The sequence below is a fragment of the Streptomyces sp. NPDC047081 genome (assembly GCF_040643775.1).
GTDB lineage: Bacteria > Actinomycetota > Actinomycetes > Streptomycetales > Streptomycetaceae > Streptomyces.
In genome coordinates this window covers 246318-267560 of record NZ_JBEYUY010000003.1, presented here as the reverse complement: position 1 = coordinate 267560, position 21243 = coordinate 246318, and the positions used below count along the sequence as shown (strand labels likewise).

Below are 21243 nucleotides of genomic sequence, written 5' to 3'. Positions count from 1 at the left end.
TAAGAGCCTGTAACGGACGGTGCCGGGCTTGCCTCCCCCCTCCCCGGATGGGGGAGGATGGCGGCATCCGTACGAAGGGAAAATCACGGTGAGCATCGACCCGTCCTCGATTCCGAACTTCGGGGGCCAGCCCGAGCCGCAGCCCGGCGGACCGGCGGGCCCCGTCGTCCCGGATCAGGACCTCGTGAAGCAGCTCCTGGACCAGATGGAGCTCAAGTACGTCGTCGACGACGAGGGTGACCTCGCGGCGCCGTGGGAGCAGTTCCGTACGTACTTCATGTTCCGCGGCGAGGACGACCAGCAGGTCTTCTCGGTGCGGACGTTCTACGACCGGCCCCACAAGATCGACGAGAAGCCGCAGCTCCTCGAGTCGATCGACGACTGGAACCGTCGGACCCTGTGGCCCAAGGTCTACAGCCACACCCACGACGACGGCACCGTCCGCCTGATCGGCGAGGCGCAGATGCTGATCGGCACCGGCGTCAGCCTGGAGCACTTCGTCTCCTCGACCGTCAGCTGGGTGCGGGCCGCCATCGAGTTCGACAAGTGGCTCGTCGAGCAGCTCGGTCTCGAGCAGGAGGTCAACGAGGCGGACAAGCCCGAGGACGACGAGGAGTAGGCCCCACGGCCACTCAGAGAGGCGTATGGGCGACTACGACCAGATACGCCCCGTAGGCGAACGAGAGCCCGGCGAGGGCCGCGACCACCACGGTCGCGTGCCCCGGCCGGGCTCTTGCCGTTCGCACCAGCGCGCGGGCGAGCGGCAGCAGCAGCGGGAAGGCGGGCAGCAGGAAGCGCGGCTTGGACTCGAAGAACCCGGAGCCGCCGAGCGCGACGAGCAGGAGTACGCCGCTGTAGACGACGAGCGGCAGCGGGGCGCGGTCGGCGAGGAGCAGGGCGTACAGGACCACGGCCGCCGCGACGATCACCATGGTCATGGGGAAGACGAAGCGGTCGCCGTGCAGGAGCAGGTGGCGGATGAAGTGCAGGGAGCCCCGGCCGAAGTCGAAGCGTGAGCCCCACAGGCGCTGCACCTCGAAATAGCCGCCGAGCAGGTCGCCCCTGCGGTGGCCCACCCACAGGACGTATCCGGCCCAGCCGGCCGGGGCGAGCGCGGCGCCCGTCCACAGCCTGTGGGTAACTTTCCCGCGCTGTCTCCAGGCCTCGTACGCCGCCGCCGCGAGGACCGCCGCGGCGACCGCGAAGCCGTTGGGCCGGGCCGCGCCCGCCAGTGCGGCCAGGGTGCCCGCCCACACCCAGCGCCCGGTGAGCACCGCGTACAGCGACCAGGCGGCGAAGGCGGTGAGGACCGGTTCCGTGTACGCCATCGACAGCACGACCGAGTGCGGGAGCAGGCCCCAGAGCAGGACCAGGGCGGTGCCGACGGCCCGGCCGTGCAGCCGGGCGCCGACCGCGTAGATCCCGCAGGCTGCCACCGCGGCCGCCGTCCACGACACGATCAGCCCCGAGGCGCCGGCGCTCAGCGGGCCCAGCACGGTCGCGGCGCGGACCAGGGCCGGGTAGAGCGGGAAGAACGCCAGGTCGGTGTAGACGACCGTGGGGTTGTGGTGCACGGTGCGGCCGTAGCCGTGGGCGGCGATGCCCAGGTACCACAGGGAGTCCCAGGACCGTCCGAGCAGCGCGAGCGGATGGCGGCCGGCCGTCCAGGAGACCGCGGCGAGCGCGGCGACACCGAGCAGCCGGGCCGCGAGGAACAGCCCGAGGGCGCTGCCCATCGCCGCCGCGACGGGCAGCCGGGCACGGTCCCGCGCGTCGGGGCCCGGCCCGGTGACGGAGGGGCGGAGGAGGGTACTGGCTTGGGTCACACCGGCACATTGCAGGTTGAAGCGGGCAAGTGCGAGCATTACGCGCCCGGGCGGGTACGGATTCACGGCGCCCGGCGTGGCGGCGTGACGGGCCGGACCCGCGGGGCTATGCCGACGCCCTCGGGCCTCGGCCTTGGGGCCTCGGGCCGGCTGTAGCGGAGATCACGAGCGGTATTAACCGAATGTTCATCCGACAACATGATCCTTCGGGGTGAATTGGCCCAAGCGTGACGGGAGGGGCTTCGTTGGTTCCGCGCCGGTCCGCGCCGCGAGCGTCGCTCATGGTGGGACTGCTGCTCTTCCTGGCCGGATGCGGTACGCCCGACTCCGGCCCCTGGGCCGAGGGGCCGGCCCCGACCGGGATTCCGTGGACCGGGTCGGTGTACTCCATGGACTGGAGGTCCGAGCCCCGGCAGCGGCCCGAGATGATGGACCTGACCGAGAACACCGTCCTGGACGACATGAAGTGGCACGACTGGGGCAGACCGCGCGCCACCGCGACCGGCTGGGTGGTCGACCTCGCCTGTCTCTCGGGATGCCCGCACGAGACGATGCCCGGTTACGCCGTCACCGTCGTCCTCAGCGGGCTGGTCAGGCGCGAGTACGCCGCCTACTACAGCGTCGCCGCCGTGTCCCCGCGGCACCGGCCGGCGCCGTACTGGGCGGAGGACGTGAGCCGGGTCCCGCTGCACGTCCCGAAAGCCTGACGACATGGCCCGCGCATGCCTGACGACACGGCCCGTGCCCGGCTCCCGGAGGTGACACCCATGCACGACATCCTGCTCGTCGAGGACGACGAGATGATCCGCGAGGCCACCCGGTTGACGCTGGAGGCGCACGGCTACCGCGTCCGCGCTGCGGCCGACGGCGTCAGCGGCCTCGACCTGTTCCGCGCCGCCCGGCCCGACGCGGCCGTCCTGGACATCATGCTGCCGGGCCTCAACGGGGTCAGCCTGGCCCGCCGTATTCGCGAGGAGTCGGGCGTGCCGGTGCTGCTGATCTCGGCCCGCAACGATCCCGTGGACGTGGTGATGGGCCTGGAGGCCGGCGCCGACGACTATGTGACCAAGCCCTTCGACGGCCCGGTGCTGGTGGCCCGCATCCGCTCGCTGCTGCGCCGCGCGGCCCCCGCCGAGCAGCTCCCCGAGACGGCACCCCTGCGCTTCGGCGACCTCTCCTACGACCCCGTGTCGCTGACCGTGCACCGGGGCGCGCGGCCGCTCACCCTCACCACGACCGAACTCAAGCTGCTCCAGCAGTTCGCCGCCTCGCCCGGCACCGTCCTCACCCGCGACCTGCTCCTGGAGCGGGTCTGGGACTACGCCTGGTCCGGGGACACCCGGGTCGTGGACGTCCATGTGCGGCGCCTGCGCGCCAAGATCGGCAAGGAACGGATCGAGACGGTACGCGGGTTCGGGTACAAGCTGGTGGGCCGGGCGGCCGGGTGAACGTCGGGATGAAGGTCGCCCTCGCCGTGGCCGCGGCGGCGGTGACGGTGGCGGCCGTGATCGGCGTCCTGGTGCACCGCATCACGGCGGCCGACCAACTCGCCACCGCCCGTTCGGACTTGGACCGGCAGCTGCTGAGCGCGGCCTACGACTACACGGCCGGCCGCACGTCCCCGGCCACCGTCGACCCGCCACACCTGCCCGCCCCGGTGGCGGACGCCGTACGCGGCGGCGTCCGCGTGACCTATCTGCGCGGCGGCGCGCACCCGGTGCTGTGGGCGGCCACCCGGGTGTCGGACCGGAACGTGCTCGCGCTGTCGCGGTCGTACGCCCCCGAGGCGCGGTCCCTCGCCAGGCTGGACCGGGCCCTGGTCACGGCAGGCGCGGCGGCGACCCTCGCGGTCTCCCTGGCCGGCCTCCTCCTCGGGGTGCGGGTGGGCCGCCGGGCCACGGCAGCCGCCCGTACGGCGGAGAGCATCGCGCACGGCGATCTCGACGCGCGGGTCCGCCCGGACGGCCGGGACGAGATCGCCCGTCTCGGCACCTCCGTGAACGCCATGGCCGACGCGCTCGGCGCCCGGCTGGAGGCCGAGCGGCGGGTGACCGCCGACATCGCGCACGAACTGCGCACCCCGGTCGCGGGCATGTCGGCCGCGGTCGGCCTGCTGCCGCCCGGCCCGGCGTCCGACCTGGTGACACGCTCCGTCGGCAAGTTGCGCGGGCTGGTCGAGGACGTGCTGGAAGTGGCCCGGATGGACGCGCAGGTCGCCGTGGTGGAACCGGAGCAGCGGCAGGTCGGCGCGATGGCCCGGCGGGCGGTGGCCGAACTGGAGAAGGCGGAGGTCCGGGTGGTCCGGGACACCGTCGTCACCACCGACCCGCGCCGCGTCGAACGCGTCCTCGCCAACCTCGCCTCCAACGGGCTGCGGCACGGTGCCCCGCCGGTGGTCCTGGAGGTGGACGGCCCGGTCGTCCGCGTCCGCGACCAGGGCCCGGGCTTCCCTCCCGACCTGTTCGCGGTCCTGCGTACCTCCGGCCCACAGCGTTTCCGTACGACGGCGCCGGGTACGGGAACCGGCCTGGGCCTGACCATCGCGGTGGGCCAAGCGCGGCTCCTGGGGGCCGAGTTGACGTTCCGCAACCATCCGGAGGGCGGGGCGGAGGCGGTGCTGCGGCTGCCACCGGGACGACCGGGTTCCGCAACAGGACCTACGGACCGTTGACGCATTCGCTTCCTACTTTTCCTCACGCGGTCCGGCACTCCGGCCGGACTGCGTGCACCGCGCTGTCACCGTGCCCGCCGCACTGTGACAGTGCCCAAGGAAGGGTGGATTCCCATGCGTGTCCTGTCCCGCCGTCTCCTCCTGACCGCCGCGGTCCCGACGCTGGTCGCAGGCGCCGTCCTCGTCTCCGGGGTGGCGCCCGCCCACACCGCCGGCCCGTCCGCCGCGGCGGTCCACCTCGGCGGCCACGACATCGAACTGTCCGCCAGTTCGAGCTACCCGCAGATCCACTGGGACGTGGACGGCGGCGGCTCCAGTTACAAGTCCATGCTCCAGAACCTGGCGGCCCTCCAGCTCAGCTACACCCACGGCCGGAAGATCAACGTGCCGGTGGGCAGCAGCAGCCGCACCGTGATCGTCACGGACAACACGGCCGTCAACAGCTTCGCCGACATCGTGGCGACCTCCGGGGGCCAGACGGTCCACCTCCTGGTGCGGCTGAGCGACCTCTACGTCACCGGCTGGTACTACGAGAGCAACGGCGAGCACTACTGGCCGCTCGCGTCCCAGAACGCTCCCCGGCGCACCGACGCCGACATCCACGTCAACTGGGAGGGCGCGGAGAACTACAACCGGCTCGCGACCCTCGGCAACATCGCCCTGGCGGACGTCCAGATCGGCCACCACGGCCTCTACCAGGCGATCCACGACCTGCGGAACCCCGAAGGCGCCGGCACCCAGGCCGTGGCCCGGGCCCTGCTGCGCATGATCTTCGCCGTGTCCGAGGGCTCGCGCTTCAACTGGATCTCCGGCGGCGTCTACAACGCCCTCAACAACGGCCAGGACTTCCGGATGACCCAGACGGGCGTGGAGCTGGTCCGCAACTGGGCGGGCATCAGCCACGTCCTCGTCGACCACGTGGCCCACGGCAACGCGTCCACGTCGAGCGTGTCCACCCAGAGCTTCGGCCACATCTCGACCGCCGCGGCAGCGGCAAAGCTCCTGCTCACGGCCCTCAACGACGGCCAGGACCCCAACCCCCGCGACGAACTCTGACCGCCCGGGACAACAGCGCACGCGGCACGGCCGGAAGGCCTGCCGCGTGCGAGGCCGCGACCTGCGCAGGCACCGAGGAACGCCGGCTCGCGCGGGAACGATGCAGGGGACACGGCACGGACGCCGAGGCGAGTGTCGTGCCGGACGCGGGCCCGATCGAGGCGGACGTCACGTGGCCAGCGACTTGAGCCGGGAGGCCGCCTCCTCCAGCACGGCCGTCTGCTTGCAGAACGCGAACCGTACGAACGGTGCCCCTGCCTCCCGGTGGTCGTAGAAGACCGCGTTCGGGATGGCGACGACGCCGGCGCGCTCCGGCAGGGCGCGGCAGAAGGCGAAGCCGTCGGTCTCGCCGAGGGGGCGGATGTCGGTGGTGATGAAGTAGGTGCCGGCGGGCTTGAAGACCTCGAAGCCGACTTCCGTGAGGCCCGCCGCCAGCAGGTCCCGCTTGGCCAGCATGTCCGCGCGGAAGGCGGCGAAGTAGCTCTCGGGGAGGGCGAGGGCCTCGGCGACCGCGTACTGGAAGGGCCCGGAGGCGACGTACGTCAGGAACTGCTTCGCCGAGCGGACGGCGGCGGTCAGCGCCGGCGTGGCGGTGACCCAGCCGACCTTCCAGCCGGTGAAGGAGAAGGTCTTGCCGGCCGAGCCGATCGTGACCGTGCGTTCGCGCATGCCCGGGAACGTGGCGAGGGGCAGGTGCTCGGCGTCGTCGAAGACCAGGTGCTCGTAGACCTCGTCGGTGACGACCAGCAGATCCCGCTCCACGGCCAGCTCGGCGATCGCGGTCAGCTCCTCGCGGGTGAGGACCGTGCCGGTGGGGTTGTGCGGGGTGTTGATGAGGAGGAGCCGGGTGCGGTCGGTGACGGCGGCGCGCAGCTCGTCCAGGTCCAGCCGGAAGCTTCCCTCGTGCGGGCGCAGGGTGACCGGCACGCGCTTGCCGCCCGCCATCGCGATGCAGGCCGCGTACGAGTCGTAGTACGGCTCGAAGGCGATCACCTCGTCGCCGGGTTCGAGGAGGGCGAGCAGGGACGCGGCGATGGCCTCGGTCGCGCCGGCCGTGACCAGGACCTCGGTGTCGGGGTCGTACGACAGCCCGTACCGGCGCTCCTGGTGCGCGGCGATCGCGGTGCGCAGCTCGGGGACGCCGGGGCCCGGCGGGTACTGGTTGCCGCGCCCGTCGCGCAGCGCCCGCACGGCGGCCTCCCGGACCTCCTCGGGCCCGTCCGTGTCGGGAAAGCCCTGGCCCAGGTTGATGGACCCGGTCTGCAGGGCGAGAGCCGACATCTCGGCGAAGATCGTCGTCCCGAACTCGGCGAGCCGACGATTGAGGAAGGGGCGCGTACTGGAGGTCATGCCGGCCATCCTGCGCCGAAGCTCTGGAGTTCCTCAACTCTGCTTTGGCTGCTGAGACGGCCGGGCATCCCCCGTTCACGCAAGACGCGAGGTGCCCACGGGGGGTCGCCTCGGGGGACTCGGAAGGAGGGTGACGCCATGGGACTGGTTCTCGGCATCATCCTGCTGGTCGCGTTTTTGGGGCTGCTGATGGCGGCCATCGTGGGGGCCGGGCGCCGGCAGCGGACGCAGGGGTACCGGCGCTCGTACAGCCGCAGTGGCGACAGCGGCAGCAGCAACAGCTGGTGGGCCGGTGACGGCGGGGGTTCGTCGTCCGGCGGGCACCACGGCGGGCACCACGGCGGGCACCACTCCGGCCACTCCTGCGGGGGCGGTCACTCGTGCGGGGGCGGCTCGTCCTGCGGGGGCGGCTCGTCCTGCGGAGGCGGGTCGTCCTGCGGTGGCGGCGGCGGATGCGGTGGAGGAGGCAGCTGACACGGGGTGGAAGCCTCCGGCGATGGGGGAGCCGTAACCCCGTCCGTCACTTCCGTGGAGCTCCCGCCGGGTCCACGCCCCGGCGGGAGCTCGTACGCTCCGGCGTACGCCATGGCCGCCCTGGCGCACACCCTGGTTGAACAGTTGAGCAGTGAAGCCCCCTGAGGGATGGAAACCCCACGAACTTGGGTAAAAACGCTGTGGCACTGCCACCGTTCATGATTCCCTCTAAATCACCGACGCGGCCCCTCGGGCGTCCTGCGGACGACACCTTCCTGACCTCCCGACTGGGCCGACCGGGCCGTTCCCCCGGTGTCGACCGGGGTGTTCCGGACCCCACACCTCCCTTTTCTTTGCGTGCCAGCGGAGCCGACCCATGCTCACGACCCTGAACACCTCGTACACCGACACGCGCGCGGCCGACCTCGCCTGGGCCCTGGGACGCGAGCCGCTTCCCGCACTGGCCACCCTCGACCTCGAACTGGACGGGGCCCAGCTCCAGTTGAGACTCCTCGGCGCCTCCCACCAGGTACTCCTGGAGGAGGAGCGGGGGAGTTGCTCGGAGACGGTCGCGTGCATCCCGGGCAGCAGCACCCCGCTGCCGCTCGGCGTGGCCAAGCGCATCGGCGACTGGGAGTACGAGTTCGCGGCCCGCGTCGAGGCCCTCTCACCCGGCTCCTTCGCGGGCCGGGCGCAGGAGTTGCTGGCCCTGGTCTCCGACCATCCGAACGGCCTGGCGGGCGTCTTCCCCGGCAGCCCGCACGCCTTCACCGCGCTGCTCGCCCAGCGCCACGAGGGCCAGGTGCACTGGCGCACCTGGCACGCCTATCCACAGGACGGGCAACTGGTGGCGACCCGGACGAGGGTGGGCGTGCGGGTGCCGGCGACGCAGCTCAGTCCCTCGGGAGTCTGATTCAAACCCGCCGCGGCCTGTTGACCCTCAGTTCCACACGTGTGGGTGACCAAGGGTTACGTCGCAGTGACGTAACGTCGCAGTCGTGATCGAGCCGCACGCCCCCGCCCCGCCCGGACCCCCACCCTCCTGGGCCGGTCCCGCGCGGCTTCCGGTGCGGCCGGCCACCGGGCGGTTCCTCGTCCTCGCGTGCGTCTTCGTCTGTGCGGCCTGCGGACTGGTGTACGAACTCGAACTCGTCGCCCTCGCCTCGTACTTGATCGGCGACTCGGTCACCCAGGCCTCGGTCGTGCTGTCGGTCATGGTGTTCGCGATGGGCATCGGCTCGCTCGCCGCCAAGCGGCTGCGCGGGCTCGCCGCGGCCGGCTTCGGCGCGATCGAGGCGATACTCGCCCTGGTCGGCGGCTGCAGCGCCATGGCCCTGTACGCCGTCTTCGCCTGGACCGGCGACTGGGGCGGCCTGTGGGCCAGCGGGCCGCGCTGGCTGCTGGTCGCCTTCTCGCTCACCATCGGCCTGCTGATCGGCGCCGAGGTGCCGCTGCTGATGGAGCTGATCCAGCGCATCCGGCGCCAGGACGCGGGCGGCGCGGTCGCCGACCTGTTCGCCGCGGACTACGTCGGCGCGCTCGTCGGTGGCCTCGCCTTCCCGTTCCTCCTGCTGCCCCTGCTGGGCCAGTTGACCGGCGCCCTGATCACCGGCACGGTCAACGCGATCGCCGGCGGCACCCTCGTCCTCGGCCTGTTCCGCCGCGACCTCACCCGCCGCGCCCGCTGGCTGCTGCTGATCGCCAACCTCACCGTCCTCGGCATCCTCGCCTCCGCGGCCGTACTGGTCGACGACTTCGAACGGGCCGCCCGGCACGCGGTCTACGGCCGGGACGTACGGGTGGCGCTGCAGACCGGCACCCAGGAGGTCGTCCTCACCGGCGGCACCGACGGCCGCCCCCTCGACCTCTTCCTCGACGGCCGGCTGAAGGTCAGCGGGCGCGACGAACTCCGGTACCACGAAGCCCTCGTCCACCCCGCGATGAACGGTCCGCACGCGCGCGTGCTGATCCTCGGCGGCGGTGACGGCCTCGCCGCCCGCGAGGTGCTGCGGCATCCGGGCGTACGGCGGGTGCGGGTGGTCGAACTCGACGCCGGCGTAGTCCGGCTGGCCCGCAGCGACCCGGCGCTGTCCCGCCTCAATGGCCATGTCTACGACGACCCGCGCGTGCGCGTGGCGACCGCGGACGCCTTCCGCTGGCTGCGCACGGCGCCCACATCCTCGTACGACGTGGTGATCTCGGACCTGCCCGACCCGGGCATCACGGCGAGCACCAAGCTCTACTCCGAGGAGTTCTACGGGCTTGCCCGCCGGGTGCTGGCGCCGGGTGGGCGGCTGGTGGTGCACGCGGGGCCGTTCGCGGACCGGCGGCGCGTGTTCTGGACGGTCGACGCGACGCTGCGGGCCGCCGGGCTGTACCCCGTGCCCTACCGGGTGGGCGGCCGCGACGCCGGTTTCGCGGCGGGCCCGGACCGTACGACGGAGGCGTCGCGGGCGCCGCGCGACTGGGGGTTCGTGCTGGCCGCGGCGGCCGGCGAACCGACGCTGGGCCTGGACCCGCGGGCACCCCACCCGCGCACCCTGACCGCCGCGACCCTCGCGGCGGATGCCCGGGCGGCGGCCCGCACCCGCCTCACGGGCCTGCCGCCGTCGACACTCGTCCATCCCAGGTACGCGAACTGACCAGTACGCGGACTGACACGGCGGCGGCCCGCCCCCTCCCCCGGACGGGACGGACCGCCGTACCTCCCCCGCTGCCCCCTCGCCGTGGCTCAGACGACGTTCAGCGTGCTGTACGAGGCGAGCTTCCAGCCGTGGCTGCTGTTGACCTTCAGGTAGTACTTGCCGCCGGTGCGCTTGAAGACGACCTGGTGCTTCCAGCCGTTGTAGGTGACGGTGGTGCTGGAGCTGTTCCAGAGCGCGGCCTCCCCCGCCACGTCGAGGGTCTTGGGACCGGCCTTGCCGTCGACCGTCAGATGGCTGCCCAGTTCGCTGTTGAGCTTCTTCTGCCAGGACTTGACCGCGGCGGTGGTGTTCGGCCCGTACTTGCCGTCGATGTCGGCGTAGTCGAAGTTCGTGCCGTCCTTCTCCTTGGCGCCGTCCGCCCACAGCAGCACCTGCACCAGCGCGGTCGCGTTGCTCTTCGCGTGGCTGGTGGAGGACAGGGTGCCCTCGTCCTTGAAGTCGTCCGACGCGTTGCCCGTCCCCGCGATGTAGCCCTGCGAGACGCCGGCCGCGGCCGGCTCGGCGAGCGTGACGGCCCCTGCGCCGAGCGCGGCGACGACGAGTGCGACGGCGATGGTCCTACGGCGCCGGGCCCCGGAGTTGCGTGACATGTGGTGTCCCCTCTCAACCGCGGGCCGGGGTCCCCCCGTTGGGCCCCGTGTTCCCCGCGGTTCGAAAAGCTACGGGTGACGCGGCCACCGGCGAATCCGGCACCGGTTTGATCCCGGCGTCAACTCCCGCGGTAACCGGCCGGTTCCTGCAACTTCCGCGGTACCGCGGGAGGTTGACGCCCCTGCTCGCACACGCGGGTTACGCTGCGGCGATGCGGATCCACCCCCTCGTCGTCGACGGCCTCATCACCGCGGCGCAGACGACCGTGGCCGTCCTGCTCGGCAGGGAGGCCATGGCTCAGGGATGGACCGCACTCGACGCGCCCGCCTGGATCCTCGTCGTGCTCGCCAACGTCCCGACTTTCTTCCGTAGCCGCGCCCCGGTCACCGTCTGCCTGTTCGTGCACGCCGTCGCCGTCGTGTACGTCAGCCGCGGCGACTGGCCGGTGGTCAACTCCTTCGGCCCGATGCTCGCGTTCTACACCGTCGCCTCCCTGCGCCCGACCCGCACCACCGCCGCCTGCGCCGTTCTGATGACCGCCGTGTGGATCTACGCCGGTCTGGTCACCGACGGCAGCTCCATGGCCTCGGTCCTCGCGCAGTCGGTCGCCTACCCGGTGGTCCTGTGGTGGTTCGGCCACACCGCCCGCCGCACCGCCGACCTCACCCGCCAACTCCGCGCCGAGCAGGCCGAACGCGCCCGCCGTGAGGTCGCCGAGGAGCGCGTCCGCATCGCCCGCGAGCTGCACGACGTCGTGGCCCACCACATGGCCGTCATCAATGTCCAGGCGGGCCTCGCCCGTTTCGTCTTCAGCTCCGACGCCCGCACCGCCCGCGAGGCCCTCGACACCATCGCGGGCAGCAGCGGTGAGGCTCTCGCCGAACTCCGGCGGATGCTCGGCCTGTTGCGCGCCGACGGCGTCCAGGGCGCGGCCGACGGCGCCCCCGCCCCCGGCCTCGACCAGCTCGCCGACATGGTCGAACGCGTCCGCGCGGGCGGCGTACCCGTCGACCTCCGCGTCACCGGCGAGGCCCGCCCGCTGCCGCCCGGTGTCCAGCTCTGCCTCTACCGCGTCGTCCAGGAGGCTCTCACCAACGTCCTCAAACACGCCCCCGGCGCGCACGCGACCGTCCAACTGGCCTACCGGGCGGGCGAGATGACGCTCTCCGTACAGGACGACGGGAAGGGGGTGAATCCGGCCAGAAAGCAGGAGCGCGGCGGGCACGGCTTGATCGGGATGCGCGAGCGGGCCAAGCTCTACGGCGGGACGATCGTCGTCGGCCCGCGCAGCGAGGGGGGTTTCGGCGTGCATCTGACCCTGCCGACGTCCGTACCGGCCGCACGCCGGGGAGACGCCGTAGCGGAATGACCGACACCGGCACCGGCAACGACCAACGGGCGATCAGGGTCCTCGTCGTCGACGACCAGTTCCTCGTACGCAGCGGACTGGTGGCCCTGCTGCGCGCCGCACCCGGCATGGAGGTGGCGGGCGAGGCGGCGGACGGCGAGGAGGCCGTACGGCTGGCCGCGAAGACCCGCCCGGACGTCATCCTCATGGACATCCGCATGCCCGGCGCGTCCGGCATCGAGGCCACGGAACGCATCCTCGCCGCGGCCACCGACCCCCCGCCCCGCATCCTCGTCCTGACCACCTTCGACCTCGACGAGTACGTGTACGGCGCCCTGCGCGCCGGTGCCTCCGGCTTCCTCCTCAAGGACGCGGGCCCCGAACGCCTCCTCGCGGCGGTGACGGCGGTGCACGGCGGTGACGCGCTGTTCGCGCCTGTGGTGACGCGGCGGCTGGTGGAGGCGTTCACGCGGGTCGCGGACGGCGAGTCCGCGGACCGGGAACCCCCGCCCGGCCTGGACGCCCTCACCACCCGCGAGGTGGAGGTCCTGAAACTCGTCGCCCGGGGGCTGACCAACGGGGAGGCGGCGGACCGGCTGTTCATCAGCGAGGCGACGGTGAAGACGCATCTGAACCGGACGATGACGAAGCTGGGGCTGGCGAGCCGGGCGCAGGTGGTGGTCGTGGCGTACGAGACGGGGCTGGTGGTGCCGGGCGGCTGACGCCCGCGCCGCGGGCCGCACGACGCGCGCCCACTTTCGGTCAACCGGGGTGCAGGAACCGGCCGCCTGGGTAGGCTCGGCCCACATGGAGCATGACGCGTTCGTTCCGGTTCCGTCCCAGCGGCTGAGGGAGGCCCTCGCCGACCCCGCGCAGGTCGCTCGCGCGGTCCCCGGGCTTCAGCAGGACGCCGGCGCGGAACCCGTCGCCGGGCGCCTGAAACTGCGCGTCGGCAGTCACTCCGTCACGTACCGGGGGAGCGTACGGCTGACCGCGCGCGAGGACGGTTCGTACGCGGCGGAGGGTGACGCCACGGAGACGCGCGGGACGGGTTCGGTCAAGCTCGCGCTGACCCTGCGCGTGGCGGACGCCGAGGGCGGCTCGACGCTGACCTTCGAGGGCAGCGCGACGGCGGACGGCCGCCTTGTGGAACTTCCGGCCGAGTCGGTGGCGTCCGCTGTGACACGGCTGTTGGACCGGTTCGCGGAGAAGCTGGGGGCGGGGGCCGGGGCGGCGGAGGCCGAGCAGGCCGAGGAAGTGTCCGAGCCCGAGCCTGTGGCGGCGCAGGAGTTCGAGGCCAAGGCGACCAGCGACTTCGAGACGACGCCGGATGCGGACGACGAGCCGCCGGTGCCGGCCGGCCCCGCCGCCGACGCGTCGGACGACGACCACGTCTCGGTCTTCGACACGGAGGTGCCGCCGCCGTCGCTCGATCCCACGGACGAGGACGAGGACGAGGCCGAGGAGGAGGCGCCGGCCGCCGCGGTGTCCGGGCCGGGCGACTACACCGAGCCCGCGGAGCCCCCGGCCGAGGCGGCGCATGCACGCCGGACGATGATCGGACGCAGCGCGGAGGAGGTCGACCACGCGCCGCCCCGGGGCCGTTACGCCCCGGTCCCCGCACCGCAGACGGTCGCCCAGGGCTCGACACTGCGCTGGGTCGCACCGGCCGCGGCCCTCGTACTGGCGTCGGCGATCGTGGCGGGCCGGGTACTGCGCCGCCGCCGCTAGCCTCCGGCGCGTGGGGGTGCGGCCTGTCTGGGGGCTGCCGCCCCCAGACCCCCGCTTCGGCCTGAACGGCCTCGTCCTCAAACGCCGGACGGGCTGGGTCTGTGTCACCCCCCAGTAAGGTCGTCCCGTGAGTAACGAAGACATCACGCTGACCGCGGGTGACGCGGAGGTGACCGTGCTGCCGGGGAACGGTGGGCGGGTCGGTGGGCTGCGCGTCGCGGGGGCCGAACTGCTGCGGCAGGGCGAGCGGTTCGGGTGTTTCCCGATGGTTCCCTGGTGCGGCCGCATCCGCGACGGAAGGTTCCGGGACGGCGGCGCCGTCCACCAGATGCCCCTCAACTCCCCGCCGCACGCCATCCACGGCACCGTCCGCGACGGCGCCTGGCGCACCGCCCGCGTCCGCGCCGACGAGGCGGTGATCACGTACGACCTGGTCGAGCCCTGGCCCTACCCCGGCCGTGTCACCCAGCAGTTCGCCCTCACCCCGGACTCGTTGACGCTGACGATGTCCGTGGAGACGTACGACTCCTCCTTCCCCGCCCAGATCGGCTGGCACCCGTGGTTCAACCGGAACCTGGGAGGCGAGGACGTCCGCGTCGACTTCACGCCGGGATGGCAGGAGGAGCGCGGGGACGACCATCTGCCCACCGGGCGCCGGATCGATCCGCGGCCCGGGCCCTGGGACGACTGCTTCGGGATGCCGGGTGGGGTGGATGTGACCCTGACCTGGCCGGGGCAGCTGGAGCTGAAGGTCGCCAGCCGTGAGGAATGGGTCGTGGTGTACGACGAGCAGGAGGCCGCCGTCTGCGTGGAGCCGCAGACCGGGCCCCCGGACGGTCTGAACAGCCTGCCCCGGCTGGTCACGCCGCTGGAGCCGCTCGAAGCGACGACGACCTGGACCTGGCGCCGCCTTTAAGCTGACTCGCATGAGTGACGTAGACGTACGCGGCGAGCTGCTGCAGCAGATCAAGGACAAGGCCGTGGTGCACGGCAAGGTGACCCTGTCGTCGGGTCTGGAGGCGGACTACTACGTCGACCTGCGCCGGATCACGTTGGACGGGGAGGCCGCGCCCCTGGTCGGGCAGGTGCTCCTCGACCTGACCGCCGACCTCGAATTCGACGCGGTGGGCGGGCTGACCATGGGCGCCGACCCGGTCGCCGCCGCGATCCTGCACGCGGCCGCCGCGCGCGGAAAGCGCGTCGACGCCTTCGTCGTGCGCAAGGAGGCCAAGGCGCACGGGCTGCAGCGGCGGGTGGAGGGCCCGGACATCGCCGGCCGGCGGGTGCTGGTCGTCGAGGACACGTCGACGACCGGCGGCTCTCCGCTGACCGCCGTCGAGGCGGTGCGTGAGGCCGGTGCCGAGGTGGTCGCCGTCGCGACAATCGTGGACCGCGCGACCGGCGCCGCGGAGAAGATCCAGGAGGGCGCGGGAGTGCCGTACCTCTTCGCCTACTCGAAGGACGACCTGGGGCTCGACTAGGAGTCCACCAGTCATCCACAACGTGGACAGGGCGGGCAAAGCATCCGGCCACGTCTGGAAAGATGGGCCCGACGATGACGTCATCCCCAAGGTCTAGGTCAGGGCCGTAGTACGCAGCACGCCAACCCGCACATACCAAGGAGCGGACAGATGCCCATCGCAACTCCCGAGGTCTACAACGAGATGCTGGACCGGGCGAAGGCAGGCAAGTTCGCCTACCCGGCGATCAACGTGACCTCGACCCAGACCCTGCACGCGGCCCTGCGCGGTTTCGCTGAGGCGGAGAGCGACGGCATCATCCAGATCTCCACGGGTGGCGCCGAGTTCCTGGGCGGCCAGTACAGCAAGGAGATGGTGACCGGCTCGGTGGCGCTCGCCGAGTTCGCGCACATCGTCGCCGAGAAGTACCCGGTCACGGTCGCCCTGCACACCGACCACTGCCCGAAGGACAAGCTCGACGGGTACGTACGTCCGCTGCTCGCGGTCTCCGAGGAGCGCGTGAAGGCCGGCGGCAACCCGCTCTTCCAGTCGCACATGTGGGACGGCTCGGCGGAGACGCTCGCCGACAACCTCTCCATCGCCCAGGAGCTCCTGGAGCGCGCCCGCGCCGCGAAGATCATCCTTGAGGTCGAGATCACCCCGACCGGCGGCGAGGAGGACGGCGTCTCGCACGAGATCAACGACTCGCTGTACACGACGGTCGACGACGCGATCCGTACGGCGGAGGCGCTGGGCCTGGGCGAGAAGGGCCGCTACCTGCTGGCCGCCTCCTTCGGTAACGTGCACGGCGTGTACAAGCCGGGCAACGTGGTGCTCCGTCCCGAGCTGCTGAAGGAGCTGAACGAGGGCGTGGGCGCCAAGTTCGGCAAGCAGTCCCCGTTCGACTTCGTCTTCCACGGCGGCTCCGGCTCCACGGAGGAGGAGATCCGCACCGCGCTGGAGAACGGCGTGGTGAAGATGAACATCGACACGGACACCCAGTACGCCTTCACGCGCCCGGTCGCGGACCACATGTTCCGCAACTACGACGGCGTCCTGAAGGTCGACGGCGAGGTCGGCTCCAAGAAGACCTACGACCCGCGCACCTGGGGCAAGCTGGCCGAGGCGAGCATGGCCGCGCGCGTGGTCGAGGCCACGCAGAACCTGCGCTCGGCGGGTACGCGGATCAAGTAGCGGTTCCTCGCGGTGAGCCCGGTGCCTGTCGACGGCGCCGGGCTCGCTGTATACCTGGGGTCATGCCCGACGTCCGGATCGCCTCACCGCAGGGCAAGTGGATCCTGCTCACCACCGTCCTCGGCTCCAGCATGGCGATGCTGGACTCGACCGTCGTCAACGTCGCCCTCCCGCGTATCGGCCGTGATCTGGACGCCCAGCTCGCCGCACTCCAGTGGACCGTCAACGCGTACATGCTGACGCTGGCCGGGCTGATCCTGCTCGGCGGTTCGCTCGGGGACCACTACGGGCGGCGCAAGGTCTTCGTGATCGGGGTGGTGTGGTTCGCCTCGGCGTCGCTGCTGTGCGGGTTGGCCCCCAACGCGGGCGTGCTCATCGCCGCGCGTGCGCTGCAGGGGGTCGGCGGCGCGCTCCTCACCCCTGGTTCCCTGGCCCTGATCCAGGCGTCCTTCCATCCCGACGACCGCGGACGGGCGGTCGGCCTGTGGTCCGGCTTCGGCGGCATCGGCGCGGCGGTGGGCCCGTTCCTGGGCGGCTGGCTGGTGGACGGTCCAGGCTGGCGCTGGGTGTTCCTCCTCAACGTCCCCCTGGCCCTCCTCTGCGCACCCATCGCCGTCCGCCATGTCCCGGAATCGGCGGACGGCCGCAGCCACGGCCGCTTCGACGTGCCGGGCGCGGTCCTCGGCGCGCTCACGCTGGCGTTCCTGACGTACGCCCTGATCGAGGCCCGCGAGGGCTCCCTGGTCGTCGTGGTCAGCGCGGTCGCCGGCGTGGCGGCGGGCATCGCCTTCGTGTACGTCGAGAAGCACAGCCCCGACCCGATGATGCCGCTGGACATCTTCGCGTCGCGCCAGTTCACGGCGGTGAACCTGGTGACCCTGTGCGTGTACGCGGCCTTCGGCGGGTTCTTCTTCCTGGCCGCGCTGGAGCTCCAGGTCGCGGTCGGCTGGTCGGCGCTGGCCGCGGGTACGGCGCTATTGCCGACGACCGCGATGATGCTCCTGTTCTCGGCCCGCTCGGGCGCCCTCGCGGACCGGATCGGCCCGCGCATCCCGCTGACGGTGGGGCCGCTGCTGTGCGCGGCCGGGATGCTGCTGATGCTGCGGGTGGGACCGGGCGCGTCCTATCCGGCCGACGTACTGCCCGCGCTCCTGGTCCTGGGCACCGGCATGGTCACCCTGGTCGCACCGCTGACCTCCACGGTGCTGGGCTCGGTGGACACGGCCCGGGCCGGCCTGGCGAGCGGCATCAATAACGCGGCGGCGCGGGCGGCGGGCCTGATCGCGGTGGCCGCGCTGCCCCTCCTGGCCGGCATGGGCCCGGAGGCCTACCGCTCGGCCGACGCCTTCGACGACGCCTTCCACAAGGCGATGCTCATCTGTGCCGGGGTCCTGGTGGTGGGCTCGGCGACGGCCTTCGCGACGGTACGCTCGCTGCCGCCGGACTGCCGCCGCCCGGAGTGCCGCACCCACGGCTCGATCACGGCGCCGCCGCTGGAGGGGGAACGGGCTGGGAAGAGGATCGGCTGAGGCGGGGGTCCTCCCACCCCACAGACCTCACACCCCGCCAAGGCTTCGCCCGCCCCGGGGCCCTGCACCCGCCCCGGGACCCTGCACCCGCCCCGGGGCCCTGCACCCGCCCCGGGGCCCTGCACCCGCCCCCCCCTGCGACCAGGCGTCCCTTCCGGCCGCCTTGTCGGCCGGACGGTCTGCGCCGGACGCCTTCCCCGCCGGAGGACCCACGGCGCCCGGACGGTCCGTGCCGGACGCCCTCGCCCCCCCCCCCGGACAGCCCGCGCCGGACGCCCTCGCCCCCGGCTATGCCCTACGCGCGCGCCCCGCGCTACCGCTTCAGCTCCGCGTAAGCCTCCTCGCTGCTGTCCTTCAGGAACTGCCAGCAACGCTCCGTCTCGTCCTTCTCGTCGATCGCGCCCGCCGCCCGCGCGAGGGCCGCCAGGCAGCGCAGGAAGCCGCGGTTGGCGCGGTGGCTCCAGGGGATCGGGCCGTGGCCCTTCCAGCCCGCCCGGCGCAGCGCGTCCAGCCCGCGGTGGTAACCGGTGCGGGCGTAGGCGTACGACTCCACCACGCGGCCCGCCTCGAACGCGTCGTCGGCCAGCATGGCCCAGGCCAGCGAGAACGTGGGGTACTTGGCCGCGACCTCGGCCGGGCTCCGGGACTCCTCGCCGAGCAGGCGGTACGCCTCCTCGTTCTCCGGCAGATGGGTCGGGTCCGGGCCGCCGAGCAGGTTCGTGTGAGTGGTCATGAATGCAGTCTGCCACCGCCCACCGACACCCTTCACCGCCCACCGGTACCCCGGCCGCCCCCCATGTGACGGGGTCGTGCTTGCCGTGGGCCGCCGGATTGCGGAGGATGCCGGTGGGGACCGGGGCCCCCGTGTCGGTAACGGCAGGGGCGGACCGCTACCCGGAGTACAGCAGGAGACAGCGATGTCGTCCCATGAGGCTCAGGAATCGCAGGAGCCCGAGACCCCGCATCTCGATTTCGCCGGCACCACGCCGTACGAGGACTACGTCAAGGCGGACGTGCTCACCCACCTCCAGCACACCCTCTCCGACGATCCCGGAGAGATGGTCTTCCTGGTCACCACCCAGGTCATGGAGCTGTGGTTCACCGTCATCGTGCACGAGTGGGAGACCGCCGCACGGGCGCTCCGCGAGGACCGCGTACCGGTCGCGATCGACGCCCTCAAGCGTTCCGTACGGGAACTGGAGGCGCTGAACGCCTCCTGGCGGCCGCTCGGCCAGCTCACCCCGGCCCAGTTCAACTCGTACCGCTCCGCCCTCGGCGAGGGCTCCGGCTTCCAGTCGGCGATGTACCGCCGCATGGAGTTCCTGCTCGGCGAGAAGTCCGCGTCGATGCTGGTCCCGCACCGCGGCGCCCCCCGAGTCCACGCCGAACTGGAGAAGGCCCTCGCCGAGCCGAGCCTGTACGACGAGGTGCTGCGCCTGATGGCCCGCCGCGGCTGCGCGATCCCGGACTCGGTCCTGCACCGCGACATCACCCGCCGCCACGAGCCGGACGAGGCCGTCGAGCAGGCCTGGACCGTGATCTACGCGGGCGACGAGAACGCCGAACTCGCCCGCCTGGGCGAGGCGTTGACCGACGTGGCCGAACTGGTGTGGCGCTGGCGCAACGACCACCTGGTCGCCACTCGCCGAGCCATGGGCGCCAAGCCCGGCACGGGCGGCTCGGCCGGCGTCGCCTGGCTGGAGAAGCGCGCGCAGAAGAACGTCTTCCCCGAGCTGTGGACGGCGAGGTCCCATGTCTGACCGTTCCGAACTCGCCGTACGCGCCGAGAAGTTGGACGCGTCCGACGAACTGGCCGCGAAGCGAGCCGAGTTCGTTCTCGACTCGACCGTCTACCTGGACGGCAACTCCCTCGGTGCCCTCCCCGCCGCCGTCCCGGACCGGGTCGCCGACGTCGTACGACGCCAGTGGGGCTCCCTCCGTATCCGCTCCTGGGACGAGAGCGGCTGGTGGACGGCGCCCGAGCGGATCGGCGACCGGATCGCCCCGCTCGTCGGCGCGGCGGCCGGCCGGATCGTCGTCGGCGACTCGACAAGTGTCAACGTCTTCAAGGCACTTGTGGGAGCGGTACGGCTCGCGGGGGAGGGCAGGGACGAGATCGTCGTGGACGCGACGACCTTCCCCACCGACGGCTACATCGCCGAGTCGGCGGCCCGGTTGACGGGATGCACCCTCCGCCCGGTTCTCCCGTCGGAGGTCCCGGGCGTCCTGAGCGAGCGCACGGCGGCCGTGCTGCTGAACCACGTCGACTACCGCACCGGCCGCCTGCACGACCTGCCCTCGCTCACGGCCGCGATCCACGCGTCCGGCGCGCTCGCCGTCTGGGACCTGTGCCACAGCGCGGGCGCGCTGCCGGTCGGCCTGGACGAGCACGGGGTCGACCTCGCGGTCGGCTGCACCTACAAGTACCTGAACGGCGGCCCGGGTTCACCGGCGTACCTCTACGTCCGCCACGAGCACCAGGCCCGCTTCGACTCCCCGCTGCCCGGCTGGAACTCCCACGCGGAGCCCTTCGGGATGCGGGCCGACTACGAACCGGCGGCGGGCGCGCTGCGCGGCCGGGTCGGCACGCCGGACATCCTGTCGATGCTGGCCCTGGAGGCGGCGCTGGAGGTCTGGGACGACGTACCGATCGAGGCCGTACGAGCCAAGTCCCTGGCGCTGACGGACTTCTTCCTGGAGTGCGTGGCGGAGTACGTCCCGCCGGGCCGGGTGGAGTCCCTGACCCCGGCCCGGCACGAGGAGCGGGGCAGCCAGGTCGCGCTGCGGTGCGACGACGCCGGGGCCGTGATGAAGCGGCTGATCGAGCAGGGCGTGGTCGGCGACTTCCGCCACCCCGACGTCCTGCGCTTCGGCTTCACCCCGCTGTACGTCGGATTCGCGGACGTGGAGCGGGCGGCGCGGGTGCTGGCGGAGACGCTCAGGTCAGCACGCGGCTGACCAGCCGGCCCACGGCCTGGACGGCGGCGGCCACGGCACTCACGCCGGTGGCCCCCGCCGTCAGCGAGGTCAACAGCCCGCTCACCACGGTCCGGTTCGGCCGGTCGCGGCGCAGCTGGGTGGCCAACTCGGCGGTGTCGTCCTGCAGTTGGCCGGGATCGGGGAGGGCGGCGGCGTATCGCGCGAGGAGCTGCTGCAACTCGTCGAGACGCCGCTGGAGTTCGACGGCGTCGGCGGACGCGGCGGCGCCCGAGGTCCAGGACACCTGGTTGTTGCTGCCGCCGACCACCTGGCCGCTGTTGTTGTTCGCCACGATGCGGTTGTCGCTCATGAGCTTCTCCTCCGTTGTC

At 72.4% G+C, this 21243-nt stretch carries 22 protein-coding genes; 17 read left to right on the top strand and 5 right to left on the bottom strand.

All coding sequences use genetic code 11. The features are described 5' to 3' along the window. The first annotated feature begins 88 nt into the window (after positions 1–88). Positions 89–619: a YbjN domain-containing protein gene (locus tag ABZ848_RS06960; protein WP_360826483.1), complete on the top strand. Its 531-nt coding sequence runs from the start codon at positions 89–91 to the stop codon at positions 617–619. Positions 620–632: 13 nt separating this feature from the next. On the opposite strand, the gene ABZ848_RS06955 is transcribed toward ABZ848_RS06960, so the two are convergent. Continuing rightward, positions 633–1736 (bottom strand): hypothetical protein, encoded by a 1104-nt coding sequence (locus ABZ848_RS06955; protein WP_360827180.1) that lies wholly within the window; start codon positions 1734–1736, stop codon positions 633–635. Positions 1737–2107: 371 nt separating this feature from the next. Here ABZ848_RS06955 and ABZ848_RS06950 point away from each other — a divergent pair, with 371 nt between their 5' ends. From ABZ848_RS06950 to ABZ848_RS06935, 4 genes are all read left to right on the top strand, one after another. Next, entirely contained in the window at positions 2108–2533 is a 426-nt protein-coding gene (locus tag ABZ848_RS06950) for a hypothetical protein (RefSeq protein WP_360826480.1), read from the top strand. 60 nt (positions 2534–2593) lie between these two features. Beyond that, positions 2594–3274 (top strand): two-component system response regulator CseB, encoded by a 681-nt coding sequence (gene cseB, locus ABZ848_RS06945; RefSeq protein ID WP_360827177.1) that lies wholly within the window; start codon positions 2594–2596, stop codon positions 3272–3274. Next, a complete protein-coding gene (locus ABZ848_RS06940; protein ID WP_360826478.1) occupies positions 3271–4497 on the top strand; it encodes a HAMP domain-containing sensor histidine kinase in 1227 nt (408 codons plus the stop codon). Before cseB ends, ABZ848_RS06940 begins: the two co-directional genes overlap by 4 nt. 114 nt (positions 4498–4611) lie before the next feature. Beyond that, positions 4612–5553 (top strand): ribosome-inactivating family protein, encoded by a 942-nt coding sequence (locus ABZ848_RS06935; protein ID WP_360826475.1) that lies wholly within the window; start codon positions 4612–4614, stop codon positions 5551–5553. 168 nt (positions 5554–5721) lie between these two features. On the opposite strand, the gene ABZ848_RS06930 is transcribed toward ABZ848_RS06935, so the two are convergent. Further along, on the bottom strand, positions 5722–6912 hold the full coding sequence (locus ABZ848_RS06930; RefSeq protein WP_360826472.1) for a pyridoxal phosphate-dependent aminotransferase: 1191 nt from the start codon (positions 6910–6912) through the stop codon (positions 5722–5724). Positions 6913–7041: 129 nt separating this feature from the next. On the opposite strand from ABZ848_RS06930, the gene ABZ848_RS06925 reads away from it, so the two are divergent. The 3 genes from ABZ848_RS06925 to ABZ848_RS06915 all read left to right on the top strand — a co-directional run bounded on the left by ABZ848_RS06925 (position 7042) and on the right by ABZ848_RS06915 (position 10019). After that, positions 7042–7377, top strand: a complete 336-nt coding sequence (locus tag ABZ848_RS06925) for a hypothetical protein (protein ID WP_360826469.1) — start codon at positions 7042–7044, stop codon at positions 7375–7377. Positions 7378–7753: 376 nt separating this feature from the next. After that, positions 7754–8290: a DUF2617 family protein gene (locus ABZ848_RS06920; RefSeq protein ID WP_360826466.1), complete on the top strand. Its 537-nt coding sequence runs from the start codon at positions 7754–7756 to the stop codon at positions 8288–8290. Between the two features lie 85 nt (positions 8291–8375). Further along, positions 8376–10019, top strand: coding sequence for a polyamine aminopropyltransferase (locus ABZ848_RS06915; protein WP_360826463.1), 1644 nt, complete (start codon positions 8376–8378; stop codon positions 10017–10019). A gap of 89 nt (positions 10020–10108) precedes the next feature. Here the strand turns inward: ABZ848_RS06915 and ABZ848_RS06910 are convergent, their stop codons facing one another. Next, positions 10109–10672: a peptidoglycan-binding domain-containing protein gene (locus ABZ848_RS06910; RefSeq protein ID WP_360826460.1), complete on the bottom strand. Its 564-nt coding sequence runs from the start codon at positions 10670–10672 to the stop codon at positions 10109–10111. 212 nt (positions 10673–10884) lie between these two features. Between ABZ848_RS06910 and ABZ848_RS06905 the strand changes: the two genes are divergently transcribed. From ABZ848_RS06905 to ABZ848_RS06875, 7 genes are all read left to right on the top strand, one after another. Then, positions 10885–12042: a sensor histidine kinase gene (locus tag ABZ848_RS06905; RefSeq protein ID WP_360826457.1), complete on the top strand. Its 1158-nt coding sequence runs from the start codon at positions 10885–10887 to the stop codon at positions 12040–12042. Further along, on the top strand, positions 12039–12743 hold the full coding sequence (locus ABZ848_RS06900; protein ID WP_360826454.1) for a response regulator transcription factor: 705 nt from the start codon (positions 12039–12041) through the stop codon (positions 12741–12743). The genes ABZ848_RS06905 and ABZ848_RS06900 overlap by 4 nt, the downstream gene beginning before the upstream one ends. An 85-nt stretch (positions 12744–12828) precedes the next feature. Further along, positions 12829–13752 carry an SRPBCC domain-containing protein gene (locus tag ABZ848_RS06895; RefSeq protein ID WP_360826451.1) on the top strand — a complete coding sequence of 308 codons (924 nt, stop codon included), beginning with the start codon at positions 12829–12831 and terminating at the stop codon, positions 13750–13752. 127 nt (positions 13753–13879) lie between these two features. Next, positions 13880–14668, top strand: coding sequence for an aldose 1-epimerase (locus ABZ848_RS06890; RefSeq protein ID WP_360826449.1), 789 nt, complete (start codon positions 13880–13882; stop codon positions 14666–14668). A 10-nt stretch (positions 14669–14678) separates the two neighbouring features. Continuing rightward, positions 14679–15233 carry an orotate phosphoribosyltransferase gene (pyrE, locus tag ABZ848_RS06885; protein ID WP_360826446.1) on the top strand — a complete coding sequence of 185 codons (555 nt, stop codon included), beginning with the start codon at positions 14679–14681 and terminating at the stop codon, positions 15231–15233. Between the two features lie 150 nt (positions 15234–15383). After that, positions 15384–16406 carry a class II fructose-bisphosphate aldolase gene (gene fbaA, locus ABZ848_RS06880; protein WP_360826443.1) on the top strand — a complete coding sequence of 341 codons (1023 nt, stop codon included), beginning with the start codon at positions 15384–15386 and terminating at the stop codon, positions 16404–16406. A 62-nt stretch (positions 16407–16468) separates the two neighbouring features. Beyond that, the gene (locus tag ABZ848_RS06875; RefSeq protein WP_360826440.1) at positions 16469–17935 is read left to right on the top strand and encodes an MFS transporter; all 1467 of its coding nucleotides are present in this window, start codon (positions 16469–16471) and stop codon (positions 17933–17935) included. Positions 17936–18248: 313 nt separating this feature from the next. Here the strand turns inward: ABZ848_RS06875 and ABZ848_RS06870 are convergent, their stop codons facing one another. After that, complete coding sequence (locus tag ABZ848_RS06870; RefSeq protein WP_242777310.1) at positions 18249–18668, bottom strand: DUF3151 domain-containing protein; 420 nt, start codon at positions 18666–18668, stop codon at positions 18249–18251. 184 nt (positions 18669–18852) lie between these two features. On the opposite strand from ABZ848_RS06870, the gene ABZ848_RS06865 reads away from it, so the two are divergent. Both ABZ848_RS06865 and kynU read left to right on the top strand, forming a co-directional pair. After that, positions 18853–19695 (top strand): tryptophan 2,3-dioxygenase family protein, encoded by an 843-nt coding sequence (locus ABZ848_RS06865; RefSeq protein WP_360826437.1) that lies wholly within the window; start codon positions 18853–18855, stop codon positions 19693–19695. Further along, on the top strand, positions 19688–20893 hold the full coding sequence (gene kynU / locus ABZ848_RS06860; protein WP_360826434.1) for a kynureninase: 1206 nt from the start codon (positions 19688–19690) through the stop codon (positions 20891–20893). The genes ABZ848_RS06865 and kynU overlap by 8 nt, the downstream gene beginning before the upstream one ends. Here kynU and ABZ848_RS06855 read toward each other — a convergent pair. Next, complete coding sequence (locus ABZ848_RS06855; protein WP_360826431.1) at positions 20874–21224, bottom strand: hypothetical protein; 351 nt, start codon at positions 21222–21224, stop codon at positions 20874–20876. The genes kynU and ABZ848_RS06855 overlap by 20 nt on opposite strands. Between the last annotated feature and the right edge of the window lie 19 nt (positions 21225–21243).